The sequence below is a fragment of the Agromyces sp. NPDC058104 genome, assembly GCF_042884835.1.
Lineage (GTDB): Bacteria > Actinomycetota > Actinomycetes > Actinomycetales > Microbacteriaceae > Agromyces.
On the sequence record NZ_JBHVTD010000001.1, the window covers coordinates 918251 to 941637 of the forward strand.

General features: G+C 72.6%; 22 protein-coding genes. 4 read left to right on the forward strand and 18 right to left on the reverse strand.

Annotation, left to right across the window (positions count from 1 at the left end; translation table 11 throughout):
• The first annotated feature begins 126 nt into the window (after positions 1-126).
• Together ACFVTH_RS04400 and ACFVTH_RS04405 are read left to right on the forward strand one after the other, a co-directional pair.
• Complete coding sequence (locus ACFVTH_RS04400; protein WP_387087098.1) at positions 127-2427, forward strand: immune inhibitor A domain-containing protein; 2301 nt, start codon at positions 127-129, stop codon at positions 2425-2427.
• Positions 2428-2572: 145 nt separating this feature from the next.
• Positions 2573-3628: a DUF389 domain-containing protein gene (locus tag ACFVTH_RS04405; protein WP_387087100.1), complete on the forward strand. Its 1056-nt coding sequence runs from the start codon at positions 2573-2575 to the stop codon at positions 3626-3628.
• A 28-nt stretch (positions 3629-3656) separates the two neighbouring features.
• On the opposite strand, the gene ACFVTH_RS04410 is transcribed toward ACFVTH_RS04405, so the two are convergent.
• Positions 3657-4487 (reverse strand): alpha/beta fold hydrolase, encoded by an 831-nt coding sequence (locus ACFVTH_RS04410; RefSeq protein WP_387087102.1) that lies wholly within the window; start codon positions 4485-4487, stop codon positions 3657-3659.
• A gap of 177 nt (positions 4488-4664) precedes the next feature.
• Complete coding sequence (gene gap, locus ACFVTH_RS04415; protein WP_387087104.1) at positions 4665-5663, reverse strand: type I glyceraldehyde-3-phosphate dehydrogenase; 999 nt, start codon at positions 5661-5663, stop codon at positions 4665-4667.
• A gap of 132 nt (positions 5664-5795) precedes the next feature.
• On the opposite strand from gap, the gene ACFVTH_RS04420 reads away from it, so the two are divergent.
• On the forward strand, positions 5796-6341 hold the full coding sequence (locus tag ACFVTH_RS04420) for a GNAT family N-acetyltransferase (protein ID WP_387087106.1): 546 nt from the start codon (positions 5796-5798) through the stop codon (positions 6339-6341).
• Positions 6342-6366: 25 nt separating this feature from the next.
• On the opposite strand, the gene ACFVTH_RS04425 is transcribed toward ACFVTH_RS04420, so the two are convergent.
• From ACFVTH_RS04425 to ACFVTH_RS04465, 9 genes are all read right to left on the reverse strand, one after another.
• Positions 6367-7320 (reverse strand): GlxA family transcriptional regulator, encoded by a 954-nt coding sequence (locus ACFVTH_RS04425; RefSeq protein ID WP_387087108.1) that lies wholly within the window; start codon positions 7318-7320, stop codon positions 6367-6369.
• Positions 7321-7386: 66 nt separating this feature from the next.
• On the reverse strand, positions 7387-8895 hold the full coding sequence (locus ACFVTH_RS04430; protein WP_387087110.1) for an aldehyde dehydrogenase (NADP(+)): 1509 nt from the start codon (positions 8893-8895) through the stop codon (positions 7387-7389).
• Between the two features lie 62 nt (positions 8896-8957).
• Positions 8958-10139, reverse strand: a complete 1182-nt coding sequence (locus ACFVTH_RS04435) for a fumarylacetoacetate hydrolase family protein (protein WP_387087112.1) — start codon at positions 10137-10139, stop codon at positions 8958-8960.
• A 45-nt stretch (positions 10140-10184) separates the two neighbouring features.
• Positions 10185-10970 carry an enoyl-CoA hydratase/isomerase family protein gene (locus ACFVTH_RS04440; RefSeq protein ID WP_387087114.1) on the reverse strand — a complete coding sequence of 262 codons (786 nt, stop codon included), beginning with the start codon at positions 10968-10970 and terminating at the stop codon, positions 10185-10187.
• A complete protein-coding gene (locus ACFVTH_RS04445; RefSeq protein ID WP_387087116.1) occupies positions 10967-12106 on the reverse strand; it encodes a hypothetical protein in 1140 nt (379 codons plus the stop codon). The genes ACFVTH_RS04440 and ACFVTH_RS04445 overlap by 4 nt, the downstream gene beginning before the upstream one ends.
• Positions 12103-13311: a CaiB/BaiF CoA transferase family protein gene (locus tag ACFVTH_RS04450; protein WP_387087118.1), complete on the reverse strand. Its 1209-nt coding sequence runs from the start codon at positions 13309-13311 to the stop codon at positions 12103-12105. The genes ACFVTH_RS04445 and ACFVTH_RS04450 overlap by 4 nt, the downstream gene beginning before the upstream one ends.
• A gap of 61 nt (positions 13312-13372) precedes the next feature.
• Positions 13373-14434: a Gfo/Idh/MocA family protein gene (locus ACFVTH_RS04455; RefSeq protein ID WP_387087120.1), complete on the reverse strand. Its 1062-nt coding sequence runs from the start codon at positions 14432-14434 to the stop codon at positions 13373-13375.
• Positions 14431-15444: an MBL fold metallo-hydrolase gene (locus ACFVTH_RS04460; protein ID WP_387087122.1), complete on the reverse strand. Its 1014-nt coding sequence runs from the start codon at positions 15442-15444 to the stop codon at positions 14431-14433. The genes ACFVTH_RS04455 and ACFVTH_RS04460 overlap by 4 nt, the downstream gene beginning before the upstream one ends.
• Positions 15441-16592 carry a mandelate racemase/muconate lactonizing enzyme family protein gene (locus tag ACFVTH_RS04465; protein WP_387087124.1) on the reverse strand — a complete coding sequence of 384 codons (1152 nt, stop codon included), beginning with the start codon at positions 16590-16592 and terminating at the stop codon, positions 15441-15443. Before ACFVTH_RS04465 ends, ACFVTH_RS04460 begins: the two co-directional genes overlap by 4 nt.
• A gap of 110 nt (positions 16593-16702) precedes the next feature.
• Between ACFVTH_RS04465 and ACFVTH_RS04470 the strand changes: the two genes are divergently transcribed.
• Complete coding sequence (locus ACFVTH_RS04470; RefSeq protein WP_387087126.1) at positions 16703-17464, forward strand: FadR/GntR family transcriptional regulator; 762 nt, start codon at positions 16703-16705, stop codon at positions 17462-17464.
• A gap of 121 nt (positions 17465-17585) precedes the next feature.
• Here the strand turns inward: ACFVTH_RS04470 and ACFVTH_RS04475 are convergent, their stop codons facing one another.
• From ACFVTH_RS04475 to ACFVTH_RS04505, 7 genes are read right to left on the reverse strand one after another with little or no spacing between them, the layout of a single operon-like run.
• The gene (locus ACFVTH_RS04475; RefSeq protein WP_387087128.1) at positions 17586-18377 is read right to left on the reverse strand and encodes an SDR family NAD(P)-dependent oxidoreductase; all 792 of its coding nucleotides are present in this window, start codon (positions 18375-18377) and stop codon (positions 17586-17588) included.
• Entirely contained in the window at positions 18374-19246 is an 873-nt protein-coding gene (locus ACFVTH_RS04480) for a fumarylacetoacetate hydrolase family protein (RefSeq protein ID WP_387087130.1), read from the reverse strand. The genes ACFVTH_RS04475 and ACFVTH_RS04480 overlap by 4 nt, the downstream gene beginning before the upstream one ends.
• Positions 19243-20283 (reverse strand): aldo/keto reductase, encoded by a 1041-nt coding sequence (locus ACFVTH_RS04485; protein WP_387087132.1) that lies wholly within the window; start codon positions 20281-20283, stop codon positions 19243-19245. The genes ACFVTH_RS04480 and ACFVTH_RS04485 overlap by 4 nt, the downstream gene beginning before the upstream one ends.
• The gene (locus tag ACFVTH_RS04490; protein ID WP_387087134.1) at positions 20280-21221 is read right to left on the reverse strand and encodes an amidohydrolase family protein; all 942 of its coding nucleotides are present in this window, start codon (positions 21219-21221) and stop codon (positions 20280-20282) included. Before ACFVTH_RS04490 ends, ACFVTH_RS04485 begins: the two co-directional genes overlap by 4 nt.
• Positions 21206-21544: an L-rhamnose mutarotase gene (locus ACFVTH_RS04495; protein ID WP_387087136.1), complete on the reverse strand. Its 339-nt coding sequence runs from the start codon at positions 21542-21544 to the stop codon at positions 21206-21208. The genes ACFVTH_RS04490 and ACFVTH_RS04495 overlap by 16 nt, the downstream gene beginning before the upstream one ends.
• Positions 21541-22446 (reverse strand): carbohydrate ABC transporter permease, encoded by a 906-nt coding sequence (locus tag ACFVTH_RS04500; RefSeq protein WP_387087138.1) that lies wholly within the window; start codon positions 22444-22446, stop codon positions 21541-21543. The genes ACFVTH_RS04495 and ACFVTH_RS04500 overlap by 4 nt, the downstream gene beginning before the upstream one ends.
• Positions 22439-23386, reverse strand: coding sequence for a carbohydrate ABC transporter permease (locus ACFVTH_RS04505; protein ID WP_387087140.1), 948 nt, complete (start codon positions 23384-23386; stop codon positions 22439-22441). The genes ACFVTH_RS04500 and ACFVTH_RS04505 overlap by 8 nt, the downstream gene beginning before the upstream one ends.
• Position 23387 lies beyond the last annotated feature (1 nt).

A 23387-nucleotide genomic window follows, 5' to 3' on the forward strand; every position in this document is an offset into this window, starting at 1 on the left:
AACGGGGGACATCCCATCGAACCATGCGGAAACAAGGTCGGAACGGGGATTCCCAGGGCATGGGCCGCGTGCTAGCGTGACCGCACCCTACCCGGCGATCCCGGGTGCCTTCACGAAGGAGTGCAAGTGAAACGACGCACACGAGGCCTGCTCGCCATCACCGCGGCGAGCGCCACGGTGATGACCGGAATCGCGTTCGGACCGGCCGCGGTGGCCGCGCCCCCGGCCGACGACTCCGGGAAGTCGCCCGCCGCAGCCCAGCGCCTCGACAACCGACCCGGCCCCCTCACCGAACGGCAGAACGAGCGGCGCAAGGTCGCGCACGAGCTCGTGAGATCGGGGCAGGCCTCCCCGAACGAGGACGGCGTCGTGGCCCTGAACGACGAGGGCGACAAGTTCGCCGAGGTCGCCGTCGAGGGCACCGGCCAGGTCTTCACCATCCTCTCCGAGTTCGGCGACCAGGGCAGCGGCAAGCTCGGCACCGTGCCCGGCCCGCTGCACAACGAGATCCCCGAACCCGACCGGGCGGTGAACAACAGCACGCATTGGCTGCCCGACTTCGACCGCGAGAGCTACGAGGAGCTGTTCTTCGGCGAGGGCGAGTCGTTCGCCGACTTCTACTCGAAGCAGTCGAACGGCAAGTACACCGTCGCCGGCGAGGTGACCGACTGGGTGCAGGTGCCCGGCAACGCGTCGACGTACGGCGACAACTCGGTCGAGGACTACGGCGGCGCCTGGCAGTTCATCGAGGACACCGGCAACGCCTGGTACGACGCCCAGCGCGCGGCCGGCAGGTCGGTCGCGGAGATCCAGGACGAACTCGAGTCGTTCGACGTGTGGGACCGCTACGACTTCGACAACGACGGCGACTTCGACGAGCCCGACGGCTACCTCGACCACTTCCAGGCGGTGCACGCCGGCGAGGGCGAGGATGCGGGCGGCGGCCTGCAGGGCGAGGACGCGATCTGGTCGCACCGCTGGTACGTCAACTCGACCGACTACGGCACCACCGGCCCCGAGGGGGCGAAGTTCGGCGGCGCCCAGATCGGCGACACCGGCTTCTGGATCGGCGACTACACGGTCGAGGCGGAGAACGGCGGGCTCGGCGTGTTCGCGCACGAGTACGCGCACGACCTCGGCCTCCCCGACTTCTACGACACCAACGGCGGCGAGAACTCGACCGCCTTCTGGACCCTCATGTCGAGCGGCTCGTGGCTCAACCGCGGCGGCGACGACATCGGCACCACGCCGAACTACATGGGCCCATGGGAGAAGCTGCAGCTCGGCTGGCTCGACTACTCGGTCGTCGACCCCGGCGATGCGGATGCCTCGTACACCCTGAGCCCGGCCGCACTGCAGGCCGAGGGACAGGATCAGGCGCTCGTCATCGACGTGCCCGACGCGCAGATCACGACCGACTACGTCGACCTCGCCGGCGGGCATGCGTGGTGGACGTCGAGCGCCGACGACCTCAACACGACGCTCACCCGCTCGCTCGACCTGAGCGCGGTGAGGTCGGCGACCGTCACGGCGAAGGCCTGGTACGACATCGAGGCCGGCTACGACTACTTCTACGCGGAGTACTCGACCGACGGCGGCGTCGAGTGGCTGCCCGCGGGCAAGGCCCTCTCCGACACCTCGAACGGCAAGTGGTCGACACTGAGGTACTCGGTGCCGGGCGGCTCGGCCGACACCCTCTTCCGGTTCCGGTACCAGTCCGACGGCGGCGTGCACCTCGCGGGCGCGTTCCTCGACGACATCGTCGTGAAGTCGGGCGGCACCACGCTGCTCAACGACGACGTCGAGGGCGGTGCGAACGGCTGGACCGCCGAGGGCGGATTCAAGATCAGCACGGGCTCCGAGACCTCGACGGGCGACCGGTACTACCTGGTCGAGAACCGCACCTACGTCGGCTACGACGAGACCCTGGCGGTCGGGCCGTACCAGTTCTCGAACGGCATCACGAAGCCCGACTGGGTGGAGCGGTTCCCCTACCAGGACGGCCTGCTCGTGTGGGCGATCGACGAGGCGTACACCGACAACAACACGATCGACCACCCGGGCAACGGCCTCGCGCTGCCGGTCGACGCGCGTCCGGCGAAGTTCACCTACTCCGACGGCTCCGGCCCGAGCAACCGGCGCCAGCCGCTCGACGCGACCTTCGGCCTGCAGCAGGCCGACGGCGTCGTGCTGCACAAGGAGGTCGTCGTGGGCAAGGGCAAGAACCAGACCGTCGACGTCCTCGGCGCCGCGGCACCGACCGGGCAGCAGACGGCGACGTTCACCGATGAGGACGTCGACGCCTACTTCGACGCGAGCAACGAGCTCGGCGGCGTGCTGCTCGCCGGGCACGGCGTCGTCGTCACCGTCACCTCGCAGGTGACGAGCGGCACCATGACGATCGACGTGCACAACCCCGCCGAGTAGTCGACCTGCACGACTGACGGGCCCGTCTCCGCGAGGAGGCGGGCCCGTCGCCGTGCGCGCCGTGCGGCGCGGCGACGCGTCGCTCCCGTGGTCGAGGCCCTTCCGCCCGTACGCTCGCCCCAAGGTCGACCTGAGGGGGGACTCGATGACCGCGCCCATGTACCCGCCGCCGCCGTCGGAGGCGCTCAACACGATCGAGCACATGCGCGATGCGGTGTTCTTCGACGAGCCGGGCCGCGTGCAGCGCGTGCGCCGGTTCTGGATCCTGCTCGTGCTCTCGTCGGCCATCGCCGCGAGCGGCGTCGTCGGCGACTCGACGGCCACCGTGATCGGCGCGATGATCGTCGCGCCGATGATGCTGCCGATCCAGGGCACCATGCTCGCGACCGTGCTCGGCGAGCGCGTCAACTTCGGGCGCTCGCTCCTGACGATGATCGCGGGCGCCGCCGCCGCGATCGCGATCGGCTACCTCGTGGGACTGCTCGTCGTCATCCCCCAGACCGCCGCGACGAACACCCAGATCGCCGAACGGGCGACCCCCGACCTCATGAGCCTGTTCGGCGCGCTCGCGACCGGTGCGGTCGCGTCGATCGCGCTCGTCCGCAAGGACATCTCGGACACGCTGCCGGGGGTCGCGATCGCGATCTCGCTCGTGCCGCCGCTCGTCGTGGTCGGCGTCGCGGCGGAGTCGGGCGACTTCGCCGCGTCGATCGGCTCGCTGCTGCTCTTCGTGGCGAACGTGGCGGCGATCCTCGGCACCGGGGTCGTCGTGATGGCGTTCTACCGGGTGCAGCGGTGGGGATCGTTCACAGTCGGCCAGGCGACGCCCGCGGCGATGGCGACGACGACCAGCGGCGCGATCCGCCCGCTCGCCACGGTGAACCGGCGCCGCTCGCACATCACGATCGCGGTGCTGCTCGTGCTCATCGCGATTCCGCTGACCATCTCGACCTACCGCACGGTCACGGTCACGATGGCGTCGTCCGACGTCGACACGGTCGCACGGTCGTGGGCCGATGCGCAGGATCTCGAGGTGCTCGACATCGCGGCCGAGTCGCCGGGCTACGTCGTGCGAGTGACCGGGGGCGACGCGATGCCCGACGTCGCGTCGCTGCGCAGCTCGCTCGAGGCCGACGACGTCGACCCCGCGACGGTCGTGGTCGAATGGGTGCCGACCACTCGCGTCGTCGTCGGCGACTGAGCGCCGGCGAGACGCCCCGCCCGCGAGGTCAGCGCGAGCGGAGCCAGCCGACGAGCGCCGACCGGAACTCATCGGGCTGCTCGACCCACGGGTAGTGGCCGCAGCCCTCGAGCCACCGGAGCTCGGCCCCGATCGCCTCGGCGTACGCCTCGACGGTGCGCACCCCGACGAGGATGTCCTCGTCGCCGGCGATCACGAGCGCCGGCCGAGCCGGGGCGGCCATGATCCGTTCGACCGCATCGCCCGGGATGTCGGTGAAGTACGCATCGAGCGCCGCGAGCGACCACGCGCCGACCGCGGCGTGCCGCTGTTCGCGCCCGGTCCAGCGGGCGTAGCCGGCCGGTCCCTCGATCTCGCGCGCCCGCTCGAACTCGGCCTGGTCGCGCGGTTCGGCCCCCGTCATCGAGTCGAGCGCCCGGTCGACGAGCGGATCGTTCCGCCGCCGACCGATCTCGATGCTGTCGCGCGGCTCGGCGGTAAACCAGGCTGCGGCGGGCGTGATGAGCGCGAGGCGGGCGACCCGCTCGGGCGTGCGCGCCCACGCCGCGAGTGCGAGCCGGGTGCCGGCCGAGTGGGCGACGATGTCGACGGCGTCGAGTCCGAGGTGGTCGGCCAGGTCGGCCAGGTCGTCGGCGTCGGTCCACCATCCGCGCGAGAGGCCGCCGGTCGTGGGCGTGCCGCGCGGATGCAGCACCGCGAGGGCGCGCCCTGCGGCGTCGGCCGCGCCCGCGAGGTCCTCGAGGTACTCCGCGCCCCGGCACGGCCCGCCGGGAACGACGATCGCCGAGGCATCCTCGTTCGACGAGCCGATGAGGTGGTAGGCGATCGTTCGTCCGTCACGGGCTTCGAAGGTCAGCACCCGCCCGACGATAGTCGAAGCCGGGCCGCCCGGTCAGCGCCCCGCACGCGAGACGGGCGACCGGGATGGCGTACGCGAACGGGCCCGCCTCCGAGGAGGCGGGCCCGTTTCTGCGGCGCGGGGCAGGGGGTGCACCGCAGTTCCGCGCACCGAGCGGCGGCGGGGTCTGCGTGGGGACTAGCCCGCGAGCAGCGTCAGCGAGTCGATGACGCGGTTCGAGAAGCCCCACTCGTTGTCGTACCAGGAGACGACCTTGATGTGCTTGCCGTCGACGCGCGTGAGCTCCGAGTCGAAGATCGACGAGTGCGGGTTGCCGACGATGTCGCTCGAGACGAGCGGCTCCTCGGAGTACTCGAGCACGCCGGCGAGGGGGCCCTCGGCGGCGGCCTTGTAGGCGGCGAGCACCTCCTCGCGCGTGACCTCCTTCGAGACGGTCGCGTTGAGCTCGACGATCGAGCCGACGGGGATCGGCACGCGCATGGCGTCGCCGTTCAGCTTGCCGTCGAGGTTCGGCAGCACGAGGCCGATGGCCTTCGCGGCGCCGGTCGACGACGGGACGATGTTCTCGGCCGCGGCGCGCGCACGACGGGGGTCGGAGTGCGGCGCGTCCTGGAGGTTCTGGTCCTGCGTGTAGGCGTGCACCGTGGTCATGAAGCCGTGCTCGATGCCGGCGAGGTCGTCGAGCACCTTCGCGAGCGGGGCGAGCGCGTTGGTGGTGCACGAGGCGTTCGAGACGATGACGTCGGTCTCGGCGTTGTACGCGTCGGTGTTCACGCCGTAGACGAGGGTCGAGTCGGCGCCCTTGGCGGGAGCCGAGACGAGCACCTTCTTGGCGCCGGCGGTGATGTGCGCCTTGGCGGCCTCGGCGTCGGTGAATCGGCCGGTCGACTCGAGCACGAGCTCGACGCCGAGCTCGCCCCAGGGCAGCTTCACGGGGTCGCGCTCGGCGAGGACCTTGACACGGCGGCCGTCGATGACGAGCACGTCGCCGTCGACCTCGACGGGGTAGCCGAAGCGGCCGCCCGCGGTGTCGTACTTCAGCAGGCGCGCGAGCTCCGCCGGCGAGGTCAGGTCGTTGACGGCGACGAGCTCGAGGTCGGAACCGCGCTCGACGAGTGCGCGCACGACGTTGCGTCCGATGCGTCCGAAGCCGTTGATGGCGATGCGGGTGGTCATGGCGGGGAAGGGTCCTTTCATTCCGCGATGGTTCCACTCTCGCCCCGGGGTGCCTCGCGCGCGAGTGGCACGCAAGCCAGTACTCGAAAGGATATCGCCAAGCTCGCCCCGCACCGCCGATATCGTGGGCGCATGCCCTACGCGCCGCTGCCCTTCGCCCTGGAGACCGAACGCCTGACGCTCCGGCTCTGGCAGGAGTCCGACGCCGAGGGCTACCGCCGCCTCGTCTCCGAGCGCGAGGGCGACCACGCCTCGCGCACGAGCGGCGGGCCCGAGCCCGACGGCGAGCCGATGAGCCTCGACGCCGCGCTCGACGACATCCGCGGGGCGCGCGAGACCGCGCCGGGCCGAGGCATCCACCTGCTCGCGATGCACCCGCGCGGCACCGACGAGTTCCTCGGGTACTGCGGCCTCGTCATCGGGCGGTCGACGATCGACGAGCCCGAGCTCGCGTACGAGCTGCTGCGCAGCGCGCACGGCCGCGGCTATGCCACGGAGGCCGCCGCAGCCGTCGTCGAGGCGGCCCGGGCGACCGGCCGGCGCCGGCTGTGGGCGACCGTCGGCAGCTGGAACGCGCCCTCGTTCCGGGTGCTCGACAAGCTCGGGTTCCGGCGCGATCGCACCGTGGTCGAGGACGAGGCCGGCGAAGTCGTGTGGACGGTGCTCGACCTGGCATGACCGCGCGGGCCGCGCCCGCCGCGCGCTACTCGCCCCTCGAGAACGTCTCGCGGTAATCGCTCGGCGAGGTGCCGAGGATCCGCTTGAAGTGCAGCCGCAGGTTCGCCCCGGTGCCGAGACCCGCGCGCGCCGCGATCTGGTCGATGCCGAGCTCGCTGCGTTCGAGCAGCTCGCGCGCCATGTCGACCCGGGCGCGCAGCACCCACTGCATGGGCGTGTAGCCCGTGTCATCGACGAAGCGGCGTGAGAACGTGCGCGCCGACACGTTCGCGTGCCGCGCGAGCGCGTCGAGGGTGAGCGGCTCGTCGAGCCGGCGCAGCGCCCACTCGCGGGTGTCGGCGAACACCGCCCCGAGCTCGGGCGGCAGGCTCCGCGGCACGAACTGGGCCTGGCCGCCCGAGCGGTACGGCGCAGCCACCAGCCGCCGCGCCGCGTGGTTCGCGACCGCGACCCCGTGGTCGCGGCGCACGAGGTGCAGGCAGAGGTCGAGGCCCGAGGCGGCGCCGGCGCTCGTGAGCACGGTGCCCTCGTCGACGAAGAGCACGTTGGCGTCGACGTTCACGAGCGGATGCCTCGTGGCGAGCGCCCGCGTGTAGTGCCAGTGCGTCGTCGCCCGGCGGCCGTCGAGCAGCCCCGTCGCGGCGAGCGCGAACGCCCCCGTCGAGATCGCGGCGAGCCGGGCGCCGTGCGCGTGGGCCGCGCGCAGCGCCTCCACCACCGCGACGGGCGGGTCGTCGAGATCGGGTCGGCGGTAGCCGGGGATGAAGATCGTCTCGGCCCACGCGAGCGCGTCGAGCCCGTCGGCCACGTGGTACGAGAGCCCGTCGCCGCCCGTGACGAGGCCGGGCGCGGCGCCGCAGACGCGCACCTCGTAGGGCATGCTCGCCCGAGTCGAGAACACCTGCGCGGGGATGCCGACGTCGAGGGGCTTCGCCCCGGGCAGGACGAGCACGGCGACGCGATGGAGACGACGAGGCATCCGGCCAGAATGCCACGACTCGCAAGGTTTCTGCCACTCCCATCGCGGGGCCCGCGAGGCGGGCCGTCAGGCGGGCAGCTCGAGCACGCCGTCGACCCGGCGCGGCACGCCCGTGTAGCCCTCGTGCAGCTCGACGGGCAGCACCCCCTCGGGGGCGTCCTGGAACGCGACCGGCCGCAGGAACCGGCGGATCGCGCTCACCCCGACGGAGGTGTGCTGGCTGTTCGTCGCCGGCCAGCCGCCGCCGTGGTGCTGCGCCCACGACACGCGCACGCCCGTCGGGTAGCCGTTGTAGACGATGCGGCCCGCGAGGGGCACGAGCCGGCGCGTGAGCGAGGCGACGAGCTCCGACTCCTCGGGCTCGCCGTGCACGGTCGCGGTGAGCGAGTCGGGCACGGCGGCGAGCGCGGCGACGACCTCGTCGACCGAGTCGTAGCGCGCGACGACGACGAGCGGGCCGAAGGCCTCCTCGGCGAGCGCGGGGGTGAACGCGGCGGCGTCGATCGTGAGCACCGTCGGAGCGGCCTCGAATCCGGTCGCGTCGTCGGCGACGGTGCCGGCCGCGGCGGGCTGCGCACCGCCGTCGTCGACGAGGCGGTCGCGAATCTCGGTGAACGAGCTCGCGATCCGCTCGTTGAGCAGCACCTGGCCGGATGCCTCAGCCGCCCGCCGCACGAGTCCCTCCACGATCTCGTCGCCCGCGCCGCGGGGCACGAAGGCGATGCCGGGCTTCGTGCAGAACTGGCCCGCGCCGAGGGTGAACGAGCCGAACAGGCCGGCCGCGATCTCTTCGGCCCGCGCCTCGGCGGCGCCGGGAGTGACGATCAGCGGGTTCACGCTCGAGAGCTCGCCGTAGAAGGGGATGGGCTGCTCGCGCCGGTTGATGAGGTCGATGAGGGCCTGCCCCGCTCCGAGCGAGCCGGTGAAGCCGACCGCGGTGATGCGAGGGTCGGCGACGAGGTCGCGGCCCGACTGGGTGCCGTAGACGATGCCGAGCAGCCCCTCGGGTGCACCCGCCGCCCGCGCCGCGCGCGACAATGCTTCGAACGAGCGCTGCGAGGTGAGCAGGTGCGAGCTGTGGGCCTTCAGCACGACGGTGTTGCCGCCCGCGATCGCCGACGCGGTGTCGCCGCCCGCGACCGAGAACGCGAACGGGAAGTTGCTCGAGCCGAAAACGGCCACGGGGCCGATCGGCACGAGCATGCGTCGGATCTCGGGTCCGGGGCCGATGGGCGTCTCGCCCGCGTGGTCGATCGTCGCCTCGAGGTAACCGCCCTCGCGCACCGCCTCGGCGAACAGCCGGAACTGGAACGCGGCCCGCGACAGCTCGCCGTTCAGTCGCGCGGTGCCGAGCCCGGTCTCGCGATCGGCGGTCGAGACGAGCAGCTCGCGGTCGTCCTCGAGCCCGTCGGCGAGCGCCTCCAGGAGCGCGGCGCGCTCGTCGCGGCTCGACCAGCGCTGCACCTCGAAGGCGGTGGCCGCCGCGTCGACGGCGCGGGCGACGCCAGCCGGGTCGGTCGGTTCGAGGCCGGTGTCGGCGGTGACGGCGGTGCGGGGGTCGGTGGTGCGCAGCATGGGTTCTCCGGTTGTCGGGCTGGACGTCGGTCGGGTCGGTGCGGTCGGGTGCGTTCGCGAGCTCAGAGCAGCCCGCGGCGGGCGAGGCCGCGGTAGAGCTCGTCGATGCCGAGCGTCCACGGGGCGACCTGCTCGCTCGGGCGCACCCGGTTGATGAGGGCGCCGAGCCGCGGCTCGCGGATCGTCACGAGGTCGTCGGTCTTGTGGGTGAAGCCGTGACCCTCGACGTCGCGGTCCTGGATCGGCGCGAACAGGGTGCCGAGGTAGAGCACGAAGCCGTCGGGGTAGCGGTGGTGGTCGCCGATCGTCTGGGCGACGAGGTCGGCGGGGTCGCGGCTGATGCGGGCGAGCGGGCTCGTCGCCTCGAGGCGGAACCCGTCGACGCCCTCCACCTCGAGCGTGACGACCGCGCTGCGGACGTCGTCGAGCGAGTAGCCGCCGTCGAAGAGCCTGATGAAGGGGCCGACCGCGGCGGAGGCGTTGTTGTCCTTCGCCTTGCCGAGCAGGAGCGCCGAGCGGCCCTCGATGTCGCGCAGGTTGACGTCGTTGCCGAGGGTGGCGCCGACGATGCGCCCGTCGGAGGCGACGACGAGCACGAGCTCGGGTTCCGGGTTGTTCCACGCCGACGTCGAGAGCACGCCGACATCCGACCCCGACCCCACCGTCGCGAGCACGGGCGCCTTCGTGAACACCTCGGCGTCGGGGCCGATGCCGACCTCGAGGTACTGGCTCCACATGCCCTTCTCGATGAGCAGCTCCTTGAGCGCCGCCGCCTCGGGCGAGCCGGGCACGAGGTCGTCGAGCGAGCCGCCGAGGAGCCCGAGCACCTCGTCGCGCACATCGGCCGCCGAGTCGGCGGCGCCGCGCGCCCGCTCCTCGATGATGCGCTCGATCATCGACACCGGGAAGGTCACGCCGGCCGCCTTCACGACGTGCAAGTCGATCGGGGAGAGCAGCCACGGCCGGCCCGCGTCGCGGGTGTCCTCCGGGGTGTTCGCGACGAGCTCGGCGAGGCTCGCGACGACCGGGCCGTCGGCCGCGGCGAGCGCGGCGGCCGGGTCGGCCTGCTCGGTGAGGGCGCGCATCGTGGCGAAGCTGCCGCTCACGTCGACGACGCCGTGCTCGCGGATCGCGACGACGCTCGGCCCGCCCGCGGCGGGGTCGAAGATGCGTCCGGCGAGCGTGCCCTCGGTGCCGTCGACGGGCAGCATGGCGGCGGCGTCGCCGATGGTGGTCCAGGTCACGTGCAACTCCTCGGTTCGGTGTTCGTCAGGATGCCTCGGGCCGCGTCAGCGGCGGTGGAACTCACCGGCGCGCCGCTCGGCGAAGGCGGCGCGGCCCTCGTCGGCGTCGGCGGTGGCGAAGGTGACGGTCTGCAGGTCGCGCTCGTAGCGGATCGCCGCGTCCTGCGGCATGTTGGCCGCGGCGCGGAGGTTCGCCTTCGCCGTCTCGGCGGCGATCGGCGGGCGCTCGGCGATGGTCGCGCCGAGCTCGACGGCGCGGTCGACGAGCCGCTCCGGCTCGACGAGCTCGGTGACGAGTCCCCAGCGCAGCGCCGTCTCGGCGTCGATCGCCTCGCCGGTCATGAGCATGACCGCGGCGTTCGACGGGCCCACCGAGGCGGCGAGGAACGCCGACATGCCCCCGCCGCCGATCCAGCCGAGCTTGATCTCGGGGGCGGCGAAGCTCGCGCTCGTCGAGGCGAGGCGGATGTCGCAGATCAGCGCCGTCTCGAGGCCGCCGCCGAAGGCGTAGCCGTTCACGGCGGCGATGACGGGCTTGCGGCACTCGCGCAGCGCGTCGCAGTAGTCGATGCGGTTGCGGAAGTCCCAGGGCGTCGCGTACTTGTCGAGCGTGCGGATGTCGCTGCCCGCGCAGAACGCCCGCTCCCCCGCGCCGGTGAGCACGACCGCGCGCACGGCGTCGTCGTCGTTGACGCGGTGGATGACCCGCACGAGCTCGTCGCTCATCTCCTGCGTCACGGCGTTGAGCTTCGCCGGGCGGTCGATCGTGACGACCGCCACGCGGCCGCGCAGTTCGAGGCGGATGTCGCCGGTCGAGGTGGTCTCGGTCATCGCAGTGCTCCTTCTCGGGCGAGTGCGTCGAATCGTCGGTCGAGTTCGCGGATCGCGGCGCGTGCGTCGGCGCGGGCGATCACGGCCTTCCGCACCAGCTCGGACGCCTCCGACTGGAAGGCGGTGAAGCCCGCGACCCGCGGGCGGACCCACGCCGACTCGATCGTCTTGAGGGTGGCGCGGTAGAAGCTGCGCGACGCGGCGTTCACCCGCTCGTCGAGCCACGCGCTGCGCGCGCTCGGCTGCCCCTCGTGGTCGGGGATGAAGCCGGCCTGCACGACCGGGTCGAGCAGCCGGCGCAGGTGCTCGAGCAGCTCGTCGTCGACCGCGGCACGACGCGAGATCGCGAGGCCGGTGCCGCCGATGGTCGAGCCGCGACGGGAGCCCTGGCGCGCGGCGGGCGCGTCGGCGAACCGGAGGCCGTCGTCGCCGGCCGTGTAGTTCACGTAGCCGTAGACGAGCGGCACGTACGAGAGGTCGCGATCGCGGCGCATGCGCTCGAGCAGGCCGATCGGATTCAGCAGCGCGCTGCCCTCGGGCGCCCGGCCCGCGAGGTCGCGCAGCAGCGAGAGTGCGCGCTCGGCGACGGGTTCGGAGACGAAGCCCGAGCCGGGTTCGGTGCGCGGCTCCTCGCCGAGCGCGACGCAGAGCGAGGCGAAGGTGAGGAACGCGTGCGGGCCCGCGAGGCTCAGGGCGACGGGCTCGTGGTGCGAGAGCGCGAGCACCTCGCCCCAGGTGCGAGGGGCCGACCGCACCCGCTCGGGCAGGAGCGCGGCGACCTGCGTCGCCGCGTCGAGCGGCAGCGCCCAGACGTCGCCGCCGAGACGGTAGCTCGCGAGGCTGGGGCCTACGCTCGCGCCCTCGAGGGCGTCGAGCCACTCGCGGTCGAACAGCTCGCCGAGCGGGCGGAGGCTGTCGGTCGCGAGCGCGTCGCCGAGGTGCGGGTGGTCGAGCACGATCACGTCGTAGCGACGGGCGAGGTCGTCGATCGGCGCCGACTCGAAGCCCTCGAGCGAGTGCGCGTCCCACGAGATGAGCCCCGGGGATGCCGCGGCCGCAGCCTCGAGCGCGGCGCGCCCCCGCGGGTGGTCCCACGTGAGGCCGCGGAACCGCGTCGACGCCGACGGGGAGGTCATCGCCGCAGCATCCGATCGCTCGCGGCGCCGTGCTCGAGCAGCTGCTCGACCTGCTCGGCCGTGTAGCCGAGCTCGCCGAGGAGCTCGCGGGTGTGCTCGCCGGTGAGCGGAGCGCCGCGGTCGATGCGGGCCGGCGTCGCCGAGAACGCGTACGGGAAGCCCGGCGTCTTCACGCGGCCCTCGGTCGGATGGTCGTACTCGACGAAGGTGCCGTTATGGGCGATCTGCGGGTCGTCGACCAGGTCCTGGTACGAGTACACCGGACCGATCCAGATCCCCGCGGCGCCGAGGAGTTCGATCCAGTGCGCGCTCGTGCCGGTCGCGAGGCGCGCGGCGATGCGCTCGTGGAGCTCGTCGCGGTGCGACCAGCCGTGCTCCTCGGCCTTCCAGCCGGCGAAGGAGGGCTCGTCGATGAGCTGGCCGAGCAGCTCTGGCTCGGCGAAGGCGAGCGCGACGTAGCCGTCGAGCGTCTTGAACACGCCGTAAGGCGCGCGGATGTACGCGTGCGCGAGCGCCTCGCGGCTGCGCTGCTGCGGCTTCTGCCCGACGGTGAAGACGCTGAGCTCCTGCATCTGCAGGGTCGTGACGGCGTCGAGCATGTTGACCGTGACGAGCTGGCCCTCGCCGGTGCGCTCGCGGTGGAGCAGCGCCGCGAGCACGCCCTCGAACGCCGTCGAGGCGGTGACCGCGTCGGCGAGGAACTGGCCCGCCGGGCTCGGCTCGTCGCCGTCGCGCCCGGCCGAGAGCATCGCGCCCGACATCGCCTGCACGAGGAGATCCTGCCCGGGTCGGTCGCGGTACGGGCCGCTCTCGCCGTAGCCCGAGATGGAGACGTAGACGATCGAGGGGTTGATCGCCTTCAGCGACTCGTAGTCGACGCCGAGGCGCGCCGCGACGCCCGGGCGGTAGTTCTGCAGGAACACGTCGGCCGTGCGCACGAGCTCGTAGAGCGCGGCGCGGCCCTCGTCGTGCTTCAGATCGAGGGCGAGCGACCGCTTGTTGCGGTTGAGCGAGAGGAACGAGACGTTGATCTCGTTGCCGCTCGCCCCGCCGGCGGAGGCGTGGCGCTGCCACTCGCCGGTCGTCGGCTCGACCTTGACGACGTCGGCGCCGAGGTCGCCGAGGCGCTGGGCCGCGAATGGCCCCGCCATCGCGATCGAGCAGTCGACGACGCGGTAGCCCGCGAGCACGGAGGGGACGTTCATCTGGAGCTCCGGAATGGGATCGGTGGGTGGGTCATGGGGTGGGTCTCAGGGCGTCGGCGCCTCAGTCGTGCACCGCGACGACCGCGCCGTCGGCGGCCGAGGAGCGGAGCATGGCGTCGATGAGCTCGACCGAGCGGGCCGCGACGCGCGCGTCGGAGTTGTTCTCGTCGCTCGTGCCGGCGACGAGGTCGATGAAGCGATTCGGCGGCACGAGGCACTCGTAGGCGCCGGCACCGGGCTCGATGTCGAGGTCCCACTTCCTGCCGTCGTAGCGGTGCAGGCTCACCCGCTCGCGCTCGGTGTCGACGAGCAGCATGCCCTCGCTGCCGAAGACGCGCACGTCGACCTGGTACGGGTCGCCGTCGGGCACGGTCGCCGCCCCCGAGAGCGAGCCGATCGCGGCGCCGTCGAAGGAGATCGTCGCGGCGTTGAAGAGGTCGACCGCCGCGCCCGCCCGGCTGACCCGGGCCGAGACGGTCGCGGCGCGCAGCTCGGTCAGCCAGAACATCAGGGCGCTCGAGTGGGTGACCTGTCCGTGGGCGTAGCCTCCGCCGCGGTTCGGCGACTGCCAGGTCGACTTGTCGGGGCCGCTGTCGGTCGCCGAGTCCCAGAGCTGGCGGATGTCGTCGGGGTCGCCCGCGAAGAGCCCGCGCGTCGGCGAGGCCATGTTGCAGACGACGTGCTGGATCTCGCCGAGGTGGCCCGCCTCGACGAGCCGCCGCGCCTCGACGGTGAAGGGCTTGTAGTTCCAGCCGTACGGCACGAGGAAGTGCACGCCGGCGCGCTCGACGCGCTCGACGAGATCCCACGCGCTCGCGGAGTCGAGCGTCGTCGGCTTCTCGACCTGCACGTGCAGACCCCGCTCGATCGCCGCGACGGCCTGCTCGTAGTGCAGGTCGTGCGGGGTCGTGATGACGACGGCGTCGAGGTCCTGGTCGAGCAGCTCCTCGTAGCGCTCGGTCGCCATGCCGAAGCCGAACTCGGCGCGCACGCGCTCGAGCTGCGGCCCGAAGCCGCAGACGCCGACGAGCTCGACGTCGTCGCGGGCCGCATAGATCGGGAAGTGGTTGCTCGTCGCCCACCAGCCGGCGCCGACCGCGCCGATGCGCACCCGGCGGCTCATCGCACCCACCGCCACGTGCGGAGGCCATCGGCCCGGCGGCCCTCCTCGACGAGGCCGCGGTCGCGGAGGCGCTCGAGGTTGCCCGTCGCGGGGAACACCGAGTAGTCGAGCGCCTCGGACGGCCACGGGCCGAGGCCCGCCCCGGCGGCGCGCACGAGTTCGAGCGTCGTGCGCGGTTCGTCGGACTCGCGCAGCACCGCGGTGAGGGCAGCGTCGACGACGGCGACGTAGTCGGCCGACTCGTCGAGGAAGTGCCAGGCCTGCGCACCCTCGTAGACGGGGTAGTGCGCGGTGAGCACGAGCTCGGGCGCGAGCGCTCGGAACGTGTCGATGCTCGCGAGGTAGGGGTCGGTGTCGCGGTACGTCGGCGGGAACGCCGGCTCGCCGGTGGCGAAGGGCACAGTCTCGCCGAGGGTCGCGTCGCCGATGAGGACGGCGCCGTTCGCGGGGTCGTGCACGGCGAGGTGGCCCGGGCTGTGCCCGGGCACGTGCAGCACGGTCACGGCACGGCCGCCGAGCTCGAAGACCTCGCCGCCCTCGAGCCCGCGGTCGAGCGGCACCAGGTCGCTCACGCCGCGGAGGTACGCGGTGGTCTCGGCCGGGTCGTCGAAGCCGTCGGTGCCGCGGAACTCGCCGTAGCGCTCGTCGATGAGCCGCTGCACGTCCTCGGTGAGCTCGCGGTCGAGACGGTGCGCGAGCAGCTCGACGTGCGGCAGCGCCGCGCGGAGCGCGCCGTTGCCGGCGGTGTGGTCGTAGTCGCAGTGCGAGTTGATCGCCCAGCGCAGCTTCGCCGGGTCGATGCCCGCAGCCTGGAGGTAGGGCAGCAGGGTCTCGGTGATCGACTCGCGCACGCCCGTGTCGAGCAGGAGCGCGGCGTCGTCGCCGACGAGCAGGTACATCGCGATGAAGCGCTCGCCGAGCGGAGCGACCACGCGGTGGAGCCCCGGGCGGATCTCGCCGACGGGCCCGCCGGTGTGCTCGGCGAAACGCGGGCCCGCCTCGGCGCTCATCGCTCGACCCCGTCGAGGATCAGCCGGAGCCCGGCGCGGTCGGGCCGCATGTGGGGCCCCGCGGTCGACTCCCAGCCCTCGCCGCGCGCGGCGGCGTCGATCGCGGCCTCGTCGACGGTGATGCCCGAACCCGGCTCGTCGCCGAGGACGATGCCGCCGTCGACGAACTCGTGGTCGACGGTGAGGCCCGAGGCGAAGTCGAGGGCCTGCACCTCGGTCGTGAGGTGGTTGGGCACTGCGGCGGCGGCGGCGGCCACGGCGGGATTCGCGTTGTAACCGACGACGCTCACGGGCAGGTCGCGCGCGGCCGCGGCGAACGAGAGCCGCACGAAGTGGCTGACGCCCCAGATCGCCCCGGCCTGCACGATGTCGGGGGCGCCGGCGTCGAAGAGGCCGCGGAACTGGTCGACGCCGGTCAGGTTCTCGCCGGTCGCCACCGCGCAGCGCACGGCGTCGCTGAGCCGCGCGTGCCCCGCGGCATCCCACCGGCGGAGGGGCTCCTCGACCCAGAGCAGGTCGACGTGCTCCTCCAGGGCGGCGACGTAGCGCACCGCCTGCTTGACCTGCCACGACTCGTTCGCGTCGATCATGAGGCCGGGCGTCGAGGTGTTGCCGCGGAAGGCGTCGGCCAGGATGCCGAGGCGGCGCAGGTCGGTCTCGAAGTCGAGCCCGCCCTTCAGCTTGCCCGCGACGTAGCCGCGCTCGGCGTAGGCGGCGTAGAACACCGCGAGCTCCTCGTCGTCGAGGGCGATGTCGAGGCCCGAGGCGTACCCGGGCACGAACTTGTCACGGGCACCGAGCAGGCGCCAGAGCGGCTCGCCCGCGGCCTTGGCCTTGATGTCCCACAGGGCGGCGTCGAGGGTCGCCAGCCCGCCGTAGGTGGCGCCCGCGTGCCCGGACTTGAAGACCTGCGCGGTCATGCGGTCGAACAGCGCGGTGACGGCTCGCGGGTCCTCGCCGATGAGCGCGGGGAAGAGCCGGTCGAGGTCGGCGTGCGAGCCGACGCCCACGCCCTCGATGCCGGCGTCGGTCTCGACGATGACGATGGGGACCTCGGTGACCGCCTCGCGGATGTGGCCGTTGACGTCGCCGATGGAGCGGTTCCACACGTGGCGCGTGGAGAGGGTGCGGTACCCGGTGATCTTCATATCGTCCTCGATGTGCTCAGGGTAGATAGAACATACATCATACGACATACCTGTTTCAAGCCCGCGGGCCGCTGCATCATACGTCGCACGTTTTGTCTAAGATCGGGGCCATGACCTCGCTCAACGCGCCGGCCGCCGACGCCGACCCCAAGCTCGGCGCCCGCCGCGGCCCAGCCGAACGACTCGGCGTGGGCGTCGTGCACGACCTCGTGACCGCGATCGTCACCGGATCGGTGCAGCCCGGCGAGCTCCTCCCGAAGGAGTCCGAGCTCTGCGATCACTTCGGCGTCAGCCGCACCGTCATCCGCGAGTCCATGAAGCGGCTCGAGGAGAAGGGCCTCGTGCAGGTCGTGCAGGGCCGCGGCACCGAGGTCAGCGACCCCTCCGAGTGGAACGTGCTCGACCGGGTCGTGCTCAACACGATGATCGAGAACGACGACGAACTCGGCATCCTCGACGAGCTCGCCGTCGTGCGCGCCCAGCTCGAGTCGGTCATGGCCGCCGGCGTCGCGGGTGCGCACCACGACGACGACCTCGCCGCACTCACCGACGCGCACGACGAGCTCGTGGCGGTGCGCGACCAGCAGGAGGCCTTCGCCGCCGCCGACGTCGAGTTCCACGCCCGGCTGATGGCGATCTCGGGCAACCACCTCGCCCAGGGCATCGCCCGCACGCTCACGCGCCGCGCCCGCGACTACTCCCGCTTCTACGGGGCCCCCGGCCCCGAGGCGGTCGGCCTCACGATCGACGAGCACCGCCGCATCCTCGACGCGATCATCGCCGGCGACGCCGAGGCGGCCTCCCGTGAGATGAGCGAGCACATCACGCAGGCGTGGGCGCGCCGCCGCATCCCGGGCCGCACCGCGGAGTGACCGGCCGGGCGACCGGCGCGGCGGACGCAGCGGGCCCGGCGGGCCCCCGCTCGGGGCGACGCCCCGGCGGGCAGCGCGGCGCTCCGCGGCAGGGCGACCGCGTCGCCCGCCCGCGGCCCGTTCAGTCCTGAACCGGACGCACCCGCAGTCCACCGAAGCCACCGTCCACCGCGAGCACCGACCCCGTCGTCGACGCCGAACGCGGACTCGCGAGATACAGCACCGCCTCGGCGACCTCGCCGGCGGTGACCAGCCGTCCGATCGGCTGGCGGGCGTTCATCGCCGCCCGCTCGGCCTCGGGGTCGGCGACGTTCGCGATCATGCGCGCCACCCAGGGCGTGTCGGCCGTGCCCGGCGACACCGCGTTCACCCGGATGCCCTCGTGCACGTGATCGGCGGCCATCGACAGCGTCAGCGCGTGCACGGCGCCCTTCGACGCCGAGTACAGGGCGCGCTGCTGGATGCCGGTGGTCGCCGCGATCGACGAGAGGTTCACGACCGAGGCGTGCCGCGAGCGGCGCAGCAGCGGCAGCGCCGAGGCGACGACCCGCGCCATCCCCGTGACGTTGATGCTCAGCACACGGGCCCACTCGGTCTCGTCGAGGCCCTCGACCGTGCCGAACGCGCCGATGCCGGCGTTGTTGACGACGACGTCGACGCCCCCGAAGCGCGCCCCGACGTCGGCGACCGCGCGCGCCACCGAATCGCCGTCCGAGACGTCGGCGACGAAGCCGGCGAGCGGCTCGGCGAGGCCATCGACGTGCAGGTCGAGCACGGCCACCCGGGCGCCGCGCGCTGCGAGCGCCTGCGACACGGCGAGGCCGATGCCCGAGGCGCCGCCGGTGACGACGGCCGTGAGCCCGGCGAACTCGCCGGTGCCCACGTCGACCCCGCCGGCCGCCCCGGCGGTCACGCCTGCCCCCTGAAGGTCTGCCGCGCGGTGCCGAGCCCGTCGATCGAGAGCTCGACGACATCACCGTCGCGGAGGTACGGCTCGCCGGGCAGGCCGAGCGCGACGCCCGCGGGCGTGCCGGTGTTGATGAGGTCGCCGGGGCGCAGCACCATGAACTGGCTGAGGTACCAGACGACGTGGTGCACACCGAAGATCTGGTTGGCGCTCGTGCCGTCCTGCCGCGTCTCGCCGTTCACCGACAGCCGCATGCCGAGCGCCTGCGGGTCGGGCACCTCGTCGGCGGTGGCGACCCAGGGCCCGAGCGGGTTGAACGTCTCGCAGCTCTTGCCCTTGTCCCACTGGCCGCCCCGCTCGAGCTGGAAGTGACGCTCGGAGACATCGTGCGAGAGCACGTAGCCGCCGATCACCCCGGCGGCGTCGGCGGGTGACTCGAGGTAGCGGGCCTCGCGCGAGATGACCACGCCGAGCTCGACCTCCCAGTCGGTCTTCTCGGAGCCGCGCGGAATCAGCACGTCGTCGAACGGGCCGACGATCGTCGACGGGTCCTTCATGAAGACGACGGGCTCGGCGGGGATCGCGGCACCGGTCTCGGCGGCATGGTCGCTGAAGTTGAGCCCGACGCAGACGACCTTCGTCGGCTGGGCGATCGGCGCCGCGAGCTCGAGCCCCTCGAGCGGTCGGCCCGCGCCGGGCGCGCCCGACCATGCGGCGGCGTCGGCGACGACGCGCTCGACCACGCCGGCGAGGTCGTCGCGCGCGAGGAAGGCGCCGTCGATCGCGGCGGTCGCGCGGGACAACTCGTAGACGAGACCGTCGACGACGACTCCGGGGACGACGCGTCCTGCGTCGCGGTACTGCACGAATCTCACGGGTGGGTCCTTTCGAGTGGAACAGCGGGCTCGCCGGGGCGGGCGATCGAGCGCGGGTCGACGAGGCCGGCGTCGGCGAGCGCGCCCCACAGCTCGTCGGGGATGCCGGCGGCCAGGCGCTCGACGTTGCCGTCGACCTGGGCGGCGGTGCGCATGCCGAGTGCGACGCCCGCGACGGCCGGGTGCCGCAGCGGGAACGCCAATGCCGCCTCGGGAAGGCTCACGCCGAACGACTCGCACACGTCGGCGAGCCGGTTCGCCCGGGCGAGCAGCTCGGGCGGCGCGGGGAGGTAGTCGTAGCTCGCGTCGGCCGGCGGGCGGGCCGCCGAGAGCAGCCCCGAGTTGTAGACGCCGACCGCGATGACCGAGGCGCCCGCCTCGCGCGCCGGTTCGAGCACGGCGTCGAGGCCGCCCTGCTCGAGCAGCGTGTAGCGCCCGGCGAGCATGACGACGTCGATGAGCCCGTCGGCGATGAGCTCGGCGAGGCCCTCGCTCGAGTTCGTGCCCACGCCGACGGCGGCGACCACGCCCTGCTCACGCAGCTCGACCAGGGTCTCGAGCGCCTGCCGGGCGGCGTCGTCGCGGTACGCGTCGGGGTCGTGGGCGAACACCACGTCGACGCGGTCGACGCCGAGGCGGTCGAGGCTCGAGTCGAGCGAGCGGAGCACGCCGTCGCGACTGAAGTCCCACTGGCGCATGAGGTCGTCGGGCACCGCGAAGCTCTCGTCGCGGCCGGTCGGCGCCGGGTTCGGCACGAGGAGGCGCCCGACCTTCGTCGAGAGGCTGAACTCCTCGCGCGGGCGGCCGGCGAGCGCCGCGCCGAGGCGGCGCTCCGAGAGGCCGAGCCCGTAGTGGGGCGCGGTGTCGAAGGAGCGGATGCCGCGCTGCCAAGCCGTGTCGACGGCGCCGCGCGCCTCCTCGTCGCTCGTCTCGCGGTAGAGGTTGCCGAGGGAGGCCGCCCCGAAGCCGAGCTCGGAGACCCAGGCCCGCGTCGTGCCGAGCGAGCGACGCGGCAGCGGCGGCGGCAGCGCGCTCATCGTGCGATCCCGTAGGCCGTGCGGGCGCTGCCCGCGTCGACGGCGTCGCGCTCCGCCGCCGAGAGCGGCGCGGTCAGTCGCAGGTACTCGACGAACCACCCGCGATAGCCGTCGGCCGCGAGCCGCACGAGCGGCCAGTCGGAGCCGTACATGAGCCGCCCCGGGCCGAACGCGGCGAGCGCCGCGTCGAACGCGCGGTCGAGCCGCTCGGGCGCCGCGGCGTCCGCGTCGCCGCCGCTCACGAGTCCCGACACCTTCGCGCTCACGTGCTCGCACGCGGCGAGCGCCGCGACGCCGGCGCGCCAGTCGGCCTCCGCCTCGGCGTCGAGCGGCGGGTTGCCGAGGTGGTCGAGCACGAGCCGGGTGCCGGGCACGCGGCGCGCCAGGGCGGTCGCCTGCCCGAGCTGCCACGGCCTGACCACGAGGTCGAAGGCGATCCCGCGGCGGCCGAGCTCGGCCACGCCCGCGGCGACGTCGTCGCGCCCGAGCCAGTCGGGGTCGGCATCGACATGCGCGAGGTGCCGGATGCCTCGGAGGAGGCCCACTGCGGGATGCCCGGCGAGCTCGTCGAGCTGCGCCGCGACGTCGCCCGTGAGGTCGACCCAGCCGACGACGGCCGCCACTGCGGTCGAGGCCGACGCCGCGTCGAGCAGCCAACGGGTCTCGTCGAGCGAGTGGTCGGCCTGCACGACGACGGCCCCCGTGACGGCGATCGCCGGCGACGACGGCGACGCGTCGGCCGAGCGCGCGGCGCCGTCCGGGTCATCCGCACCGTGCTCGCGACCGACCTCCCCGAGCTGGTCGGCGAGGTCGCCAGCGCCGAAGTCGCGTGCGATCGCCGACATCGCAACGGGGTCGATCCACGGCTGCGGGGTGAGCGCCAGGTCCCACAGGTGCACGTGCGCGTCGAGCAGCTCGCGGCTCAGTCCATGTGCCATGCGAGCTCCATCTCGCGCCACAGCGGGCCGTCGTCGACGCCGCCGAAGCGGCGCTGCAGGGGGTGGGTGAGCTCGGCCCACCGGCGGCTCGTCGGATCGGCGTCGATGCGCGCCATCGCCGCTTCGACGTCGTCGCCCGTGAACTCGTAGGTCGCGAAGAGCGTGTCGCCGAGCACGAAGATCGAGAAGTCGCGGATGCCGTGCTCGCGGAGCGCGGACTCGACGCCCGGCCACACCTCGCGGTGCAGCCGCAGGTACTCCTCGCGCGTCTCGGGGCGCACCTCGTACGCGAACCCGAACCTGCGGACCTGCTGCCCGGTCATCCCTTCGTGCCGCCCGCGGTCATGCCCTCGACGAGGAAGCGCTGGGAGAACAGGAAGATGATGAGCACCGGCGCCACCGACAGCAGCGTCGCGAGGGCGAGCGTCGGCAGCTCGATGACGGTCGAGGTGGCGGTCGTCGGATTGAACTGCGGCACGTTCGCGAGCATGTTCGCGAGGCCCACCTGCACCGGAACCTTCTGCCCGCCGACCATGAGGAACGGCAGGAAGTAGTTGTTCCAGTTGCCGACGAAGTTGAAGAAGCCGACGAGCGCGATGACGGGGGTCGCGAGCGGCATCGCGACCTGCGCGAACACCCGCAGCTCCCCCGCGCCGTCCATGCGGGCCGCGTTCAGGAGGTCGCGCGAGACGGCCGTCGAGAAGTAGATGTACGTGAGGTACACGCCGAACGGGAAGAAGGAGAACGGCAGGATCACCGACAGCGGGGTGCCGATCAGGCGGAGCGCGGACAGCTCGAGGAAGATCGGCAGCACGAGCGCCGTGTTGGGGATGAGCATGACGATGAGCGTCGTCATGAGCAGGAGCTTCCGGCCGCGGAACTCGCCGAGCGCGAGCGCGTAGCCGGCGGGGATGCTCACGACGAGCGTCAGCGCGAGCGCGCCGAAGGAGTAGAGGGTCGAGTTGCCGAGCCAGGTGAGGAAGACCCCGTCCTGGAAGGCGAACAGCGCGTTCCAGTTCGCGGCGATCTGCTCGAAGGAGCCGAAGGAGAAGGGCGCGTCGAGCAGCAGCTGGCGCCCGTCCTTCGAGGGGGCGATGAGCAGCCACACGATCGGCAGCACGAAGAACACGGCGAATCCGGCGAGCAGCACGAAGATGAGGATCTTCGACAGCCACTGTCGCGGGTTCGTCGTCGCCCGGCGTCGGGCCTGCGAGCGGTCAGTCACTTTCGAACAGCTTTCCCCGGAAGATGAACACGGACGAGAGGATCAGGGCGACGGCCAGCAGCACGATCGAGATCGCGGCGGAGCCCGAGAAGTCGCCCTGGCGGAACGCGTAGAGGTAGGCCAGCTGGTTCAGCGAATAGTCCTCGGGCACGACGCCGCGGGTCGCCTGCGACAGGATGCGCGGCTCGACGAAGAGCTGCGTGCCCGCCGCGAGCGACATGATGCCCATGTACGAGATCCACTTCGTCATCATCGGCAGCTGGATGTGCCAGGCCGTCTTGACGGCGCCGGCACCGTCGATGCGGGCGGCCTCCATGATCTCGGGGTCGATGTTGTTGAGTGCGCCGTACTGGATCACGATCCAGCCGCCGGCGCCCGTCCAGAAGGCGATGATCGTGAAGACGACCGGCAGGTTGTCGAGCGACACGACGCGCACGAGCGACTCGTAGCCCATCGCGTGAAGGAGGCCCGAGACCGGGCTCACGGTCGGGTCGAGCACGAAGAGCCAGAGCATGACGCTGGATGCCCCGGCGATCGCGCCGGGGATGTAGAACACGAAGCGCGAGAGGGAGGACGCCCAGCGCAGCTTGACCGCGTGCACAACGAGGGCGAGCAGCACGACGATGACCGTGAGGCTGACGAGCCAATAGACGATGTAGAGCGAGACGTGCAGCACCGCAGGCAGGAAGCGGTAGTCGTTGAACACCCGCACGAAGTTGTCGACGCCGACGAAGGCGCCGTTTCGGGTGAAGGCGAGGAAGAGCGCGTACAGCGTCGGGAGCAGTCCGAACGCGAGCAGGAGCAGGGTGTACCCGCCGACGAAGACGTAGCCGAAGCGCGCCTGGCGCTTCTGGCTCGGAGAGTGCCGGAGCCGGGCCGACGGCCGGCGCTGGCCACGGGGGGCAGCACCGGCCGTCGTGATGGAGCGAGTCTCGGACAAG

Bases quoted from the DNA above. Each gene is read 5' to 3' on its own strand.
- ACFVTH_RS04490 (WP_387087134.1), bottom strand. From the start codon at position 21,221: ATGGCACATGGACTGAGCCGCGAGCTGCTCGACGCGCACGTGCACCTG.
- ACFVTH_RS04470 (WP_387087126.1), top strand. From the start codon at position 16,703: ATGACCTCGCTCAACGCGCCGGCCGCCGACGCCGACCCCAAGCTCGGC.
- ACFVTH_RS04440 (WP_387087114.1), bottom strand. From the start codon at position 10,970: ATGACCGAGACCACCTCGACCGGCGACATCCGCCTCGAACTGCGCGGC.
- ACFVTH_RS04450 (WP_387087118.1), bottom strand. From the start codon at position 13,311: ATGAACGTCCCCTCCGTGCTCGCGGGCTACCGCGTCGTCGACTGCTCG.
- ACFVTH_RS04405 (WP_387087100.1), top strand. From the start codon at position 2,573: ATGACCGCGCCCATGTACCCGCCGCCGCCGTCGGAGGCGCTCAACACG.
- gap (WP_387087104.1), bottom strand. From the start codon at position 5,663: ATGACCACCCGCATCGCCATCAACGGCTTCGGACGCATCGGACGCAAC.
- ACFVTH_RS04425 (WP_387087108.1), bottom strand. From the start codon at position 7,320: ATGCCTCGTCGTCTCCATCGCGTCGCCGTGCTCGTCCTGCCCGGGGCG.
- ACFVTH_RS04420 (WP_387087106.1), top strand. From the start codon at position 5,796: ATGCCCTACGCGCCGCTGCCCTTCGCCCTGGAGACCGAACGCCTGACG.
- ACFVTH_RS04485 (WP_387087132.1), bottom strand. From the start codon at position 20,283: ATGAGCGCGCTGCCGCCGCCGCTGCCGCGTCGCTCGCTCGGCACGACG.
- ACFVTH_RS04460 (WP_387087122.1), bottom strand. From the start codon at position 15,444: ATGAGCGCCGAGGCGGGCCCGCGTTTCGCCGAGCACACCGGCGGGCCC.
- ACFVTH_RS04495 (WP_387087136.1), bottom strand. From the start codon at position 21,544: ATGACCGGGCAGCAGGTCCGCAGGTTCGGGTTCGCGTACGAGGTGCGC.
- ACFVTH_RS04430 (WP_387087110.1), bottom strand. From the start codon at position 8,895: ATGCTGCGCACCACCGACCCCCGCACCGCCGTCACCGCCGACACCGGC.
- ACFVTH_RS04445 (WP_387087116.1), bottom strand. From the start codon at position 12,106: ATGACCTCCCCGTCGGCGTCGACGCGGTTCCGCGGCCTCACGTGGGAC.
- ACFVTH_RS04455 (WP_387087120.1), bottom strand. From the start codon at position 14,434: ATGAGCCGCCGGGTGCGCATCGGCGCGGTCGGCGCCGGCTGGTGGGCG.
- ACFVTH_RS04465 (WP_387087124.1), bottom strand. From the start codon at position 16,592: ATGAAGATCACCGGGTACCGCACCCTCTCCACGCGCCACGTGTGGAAC.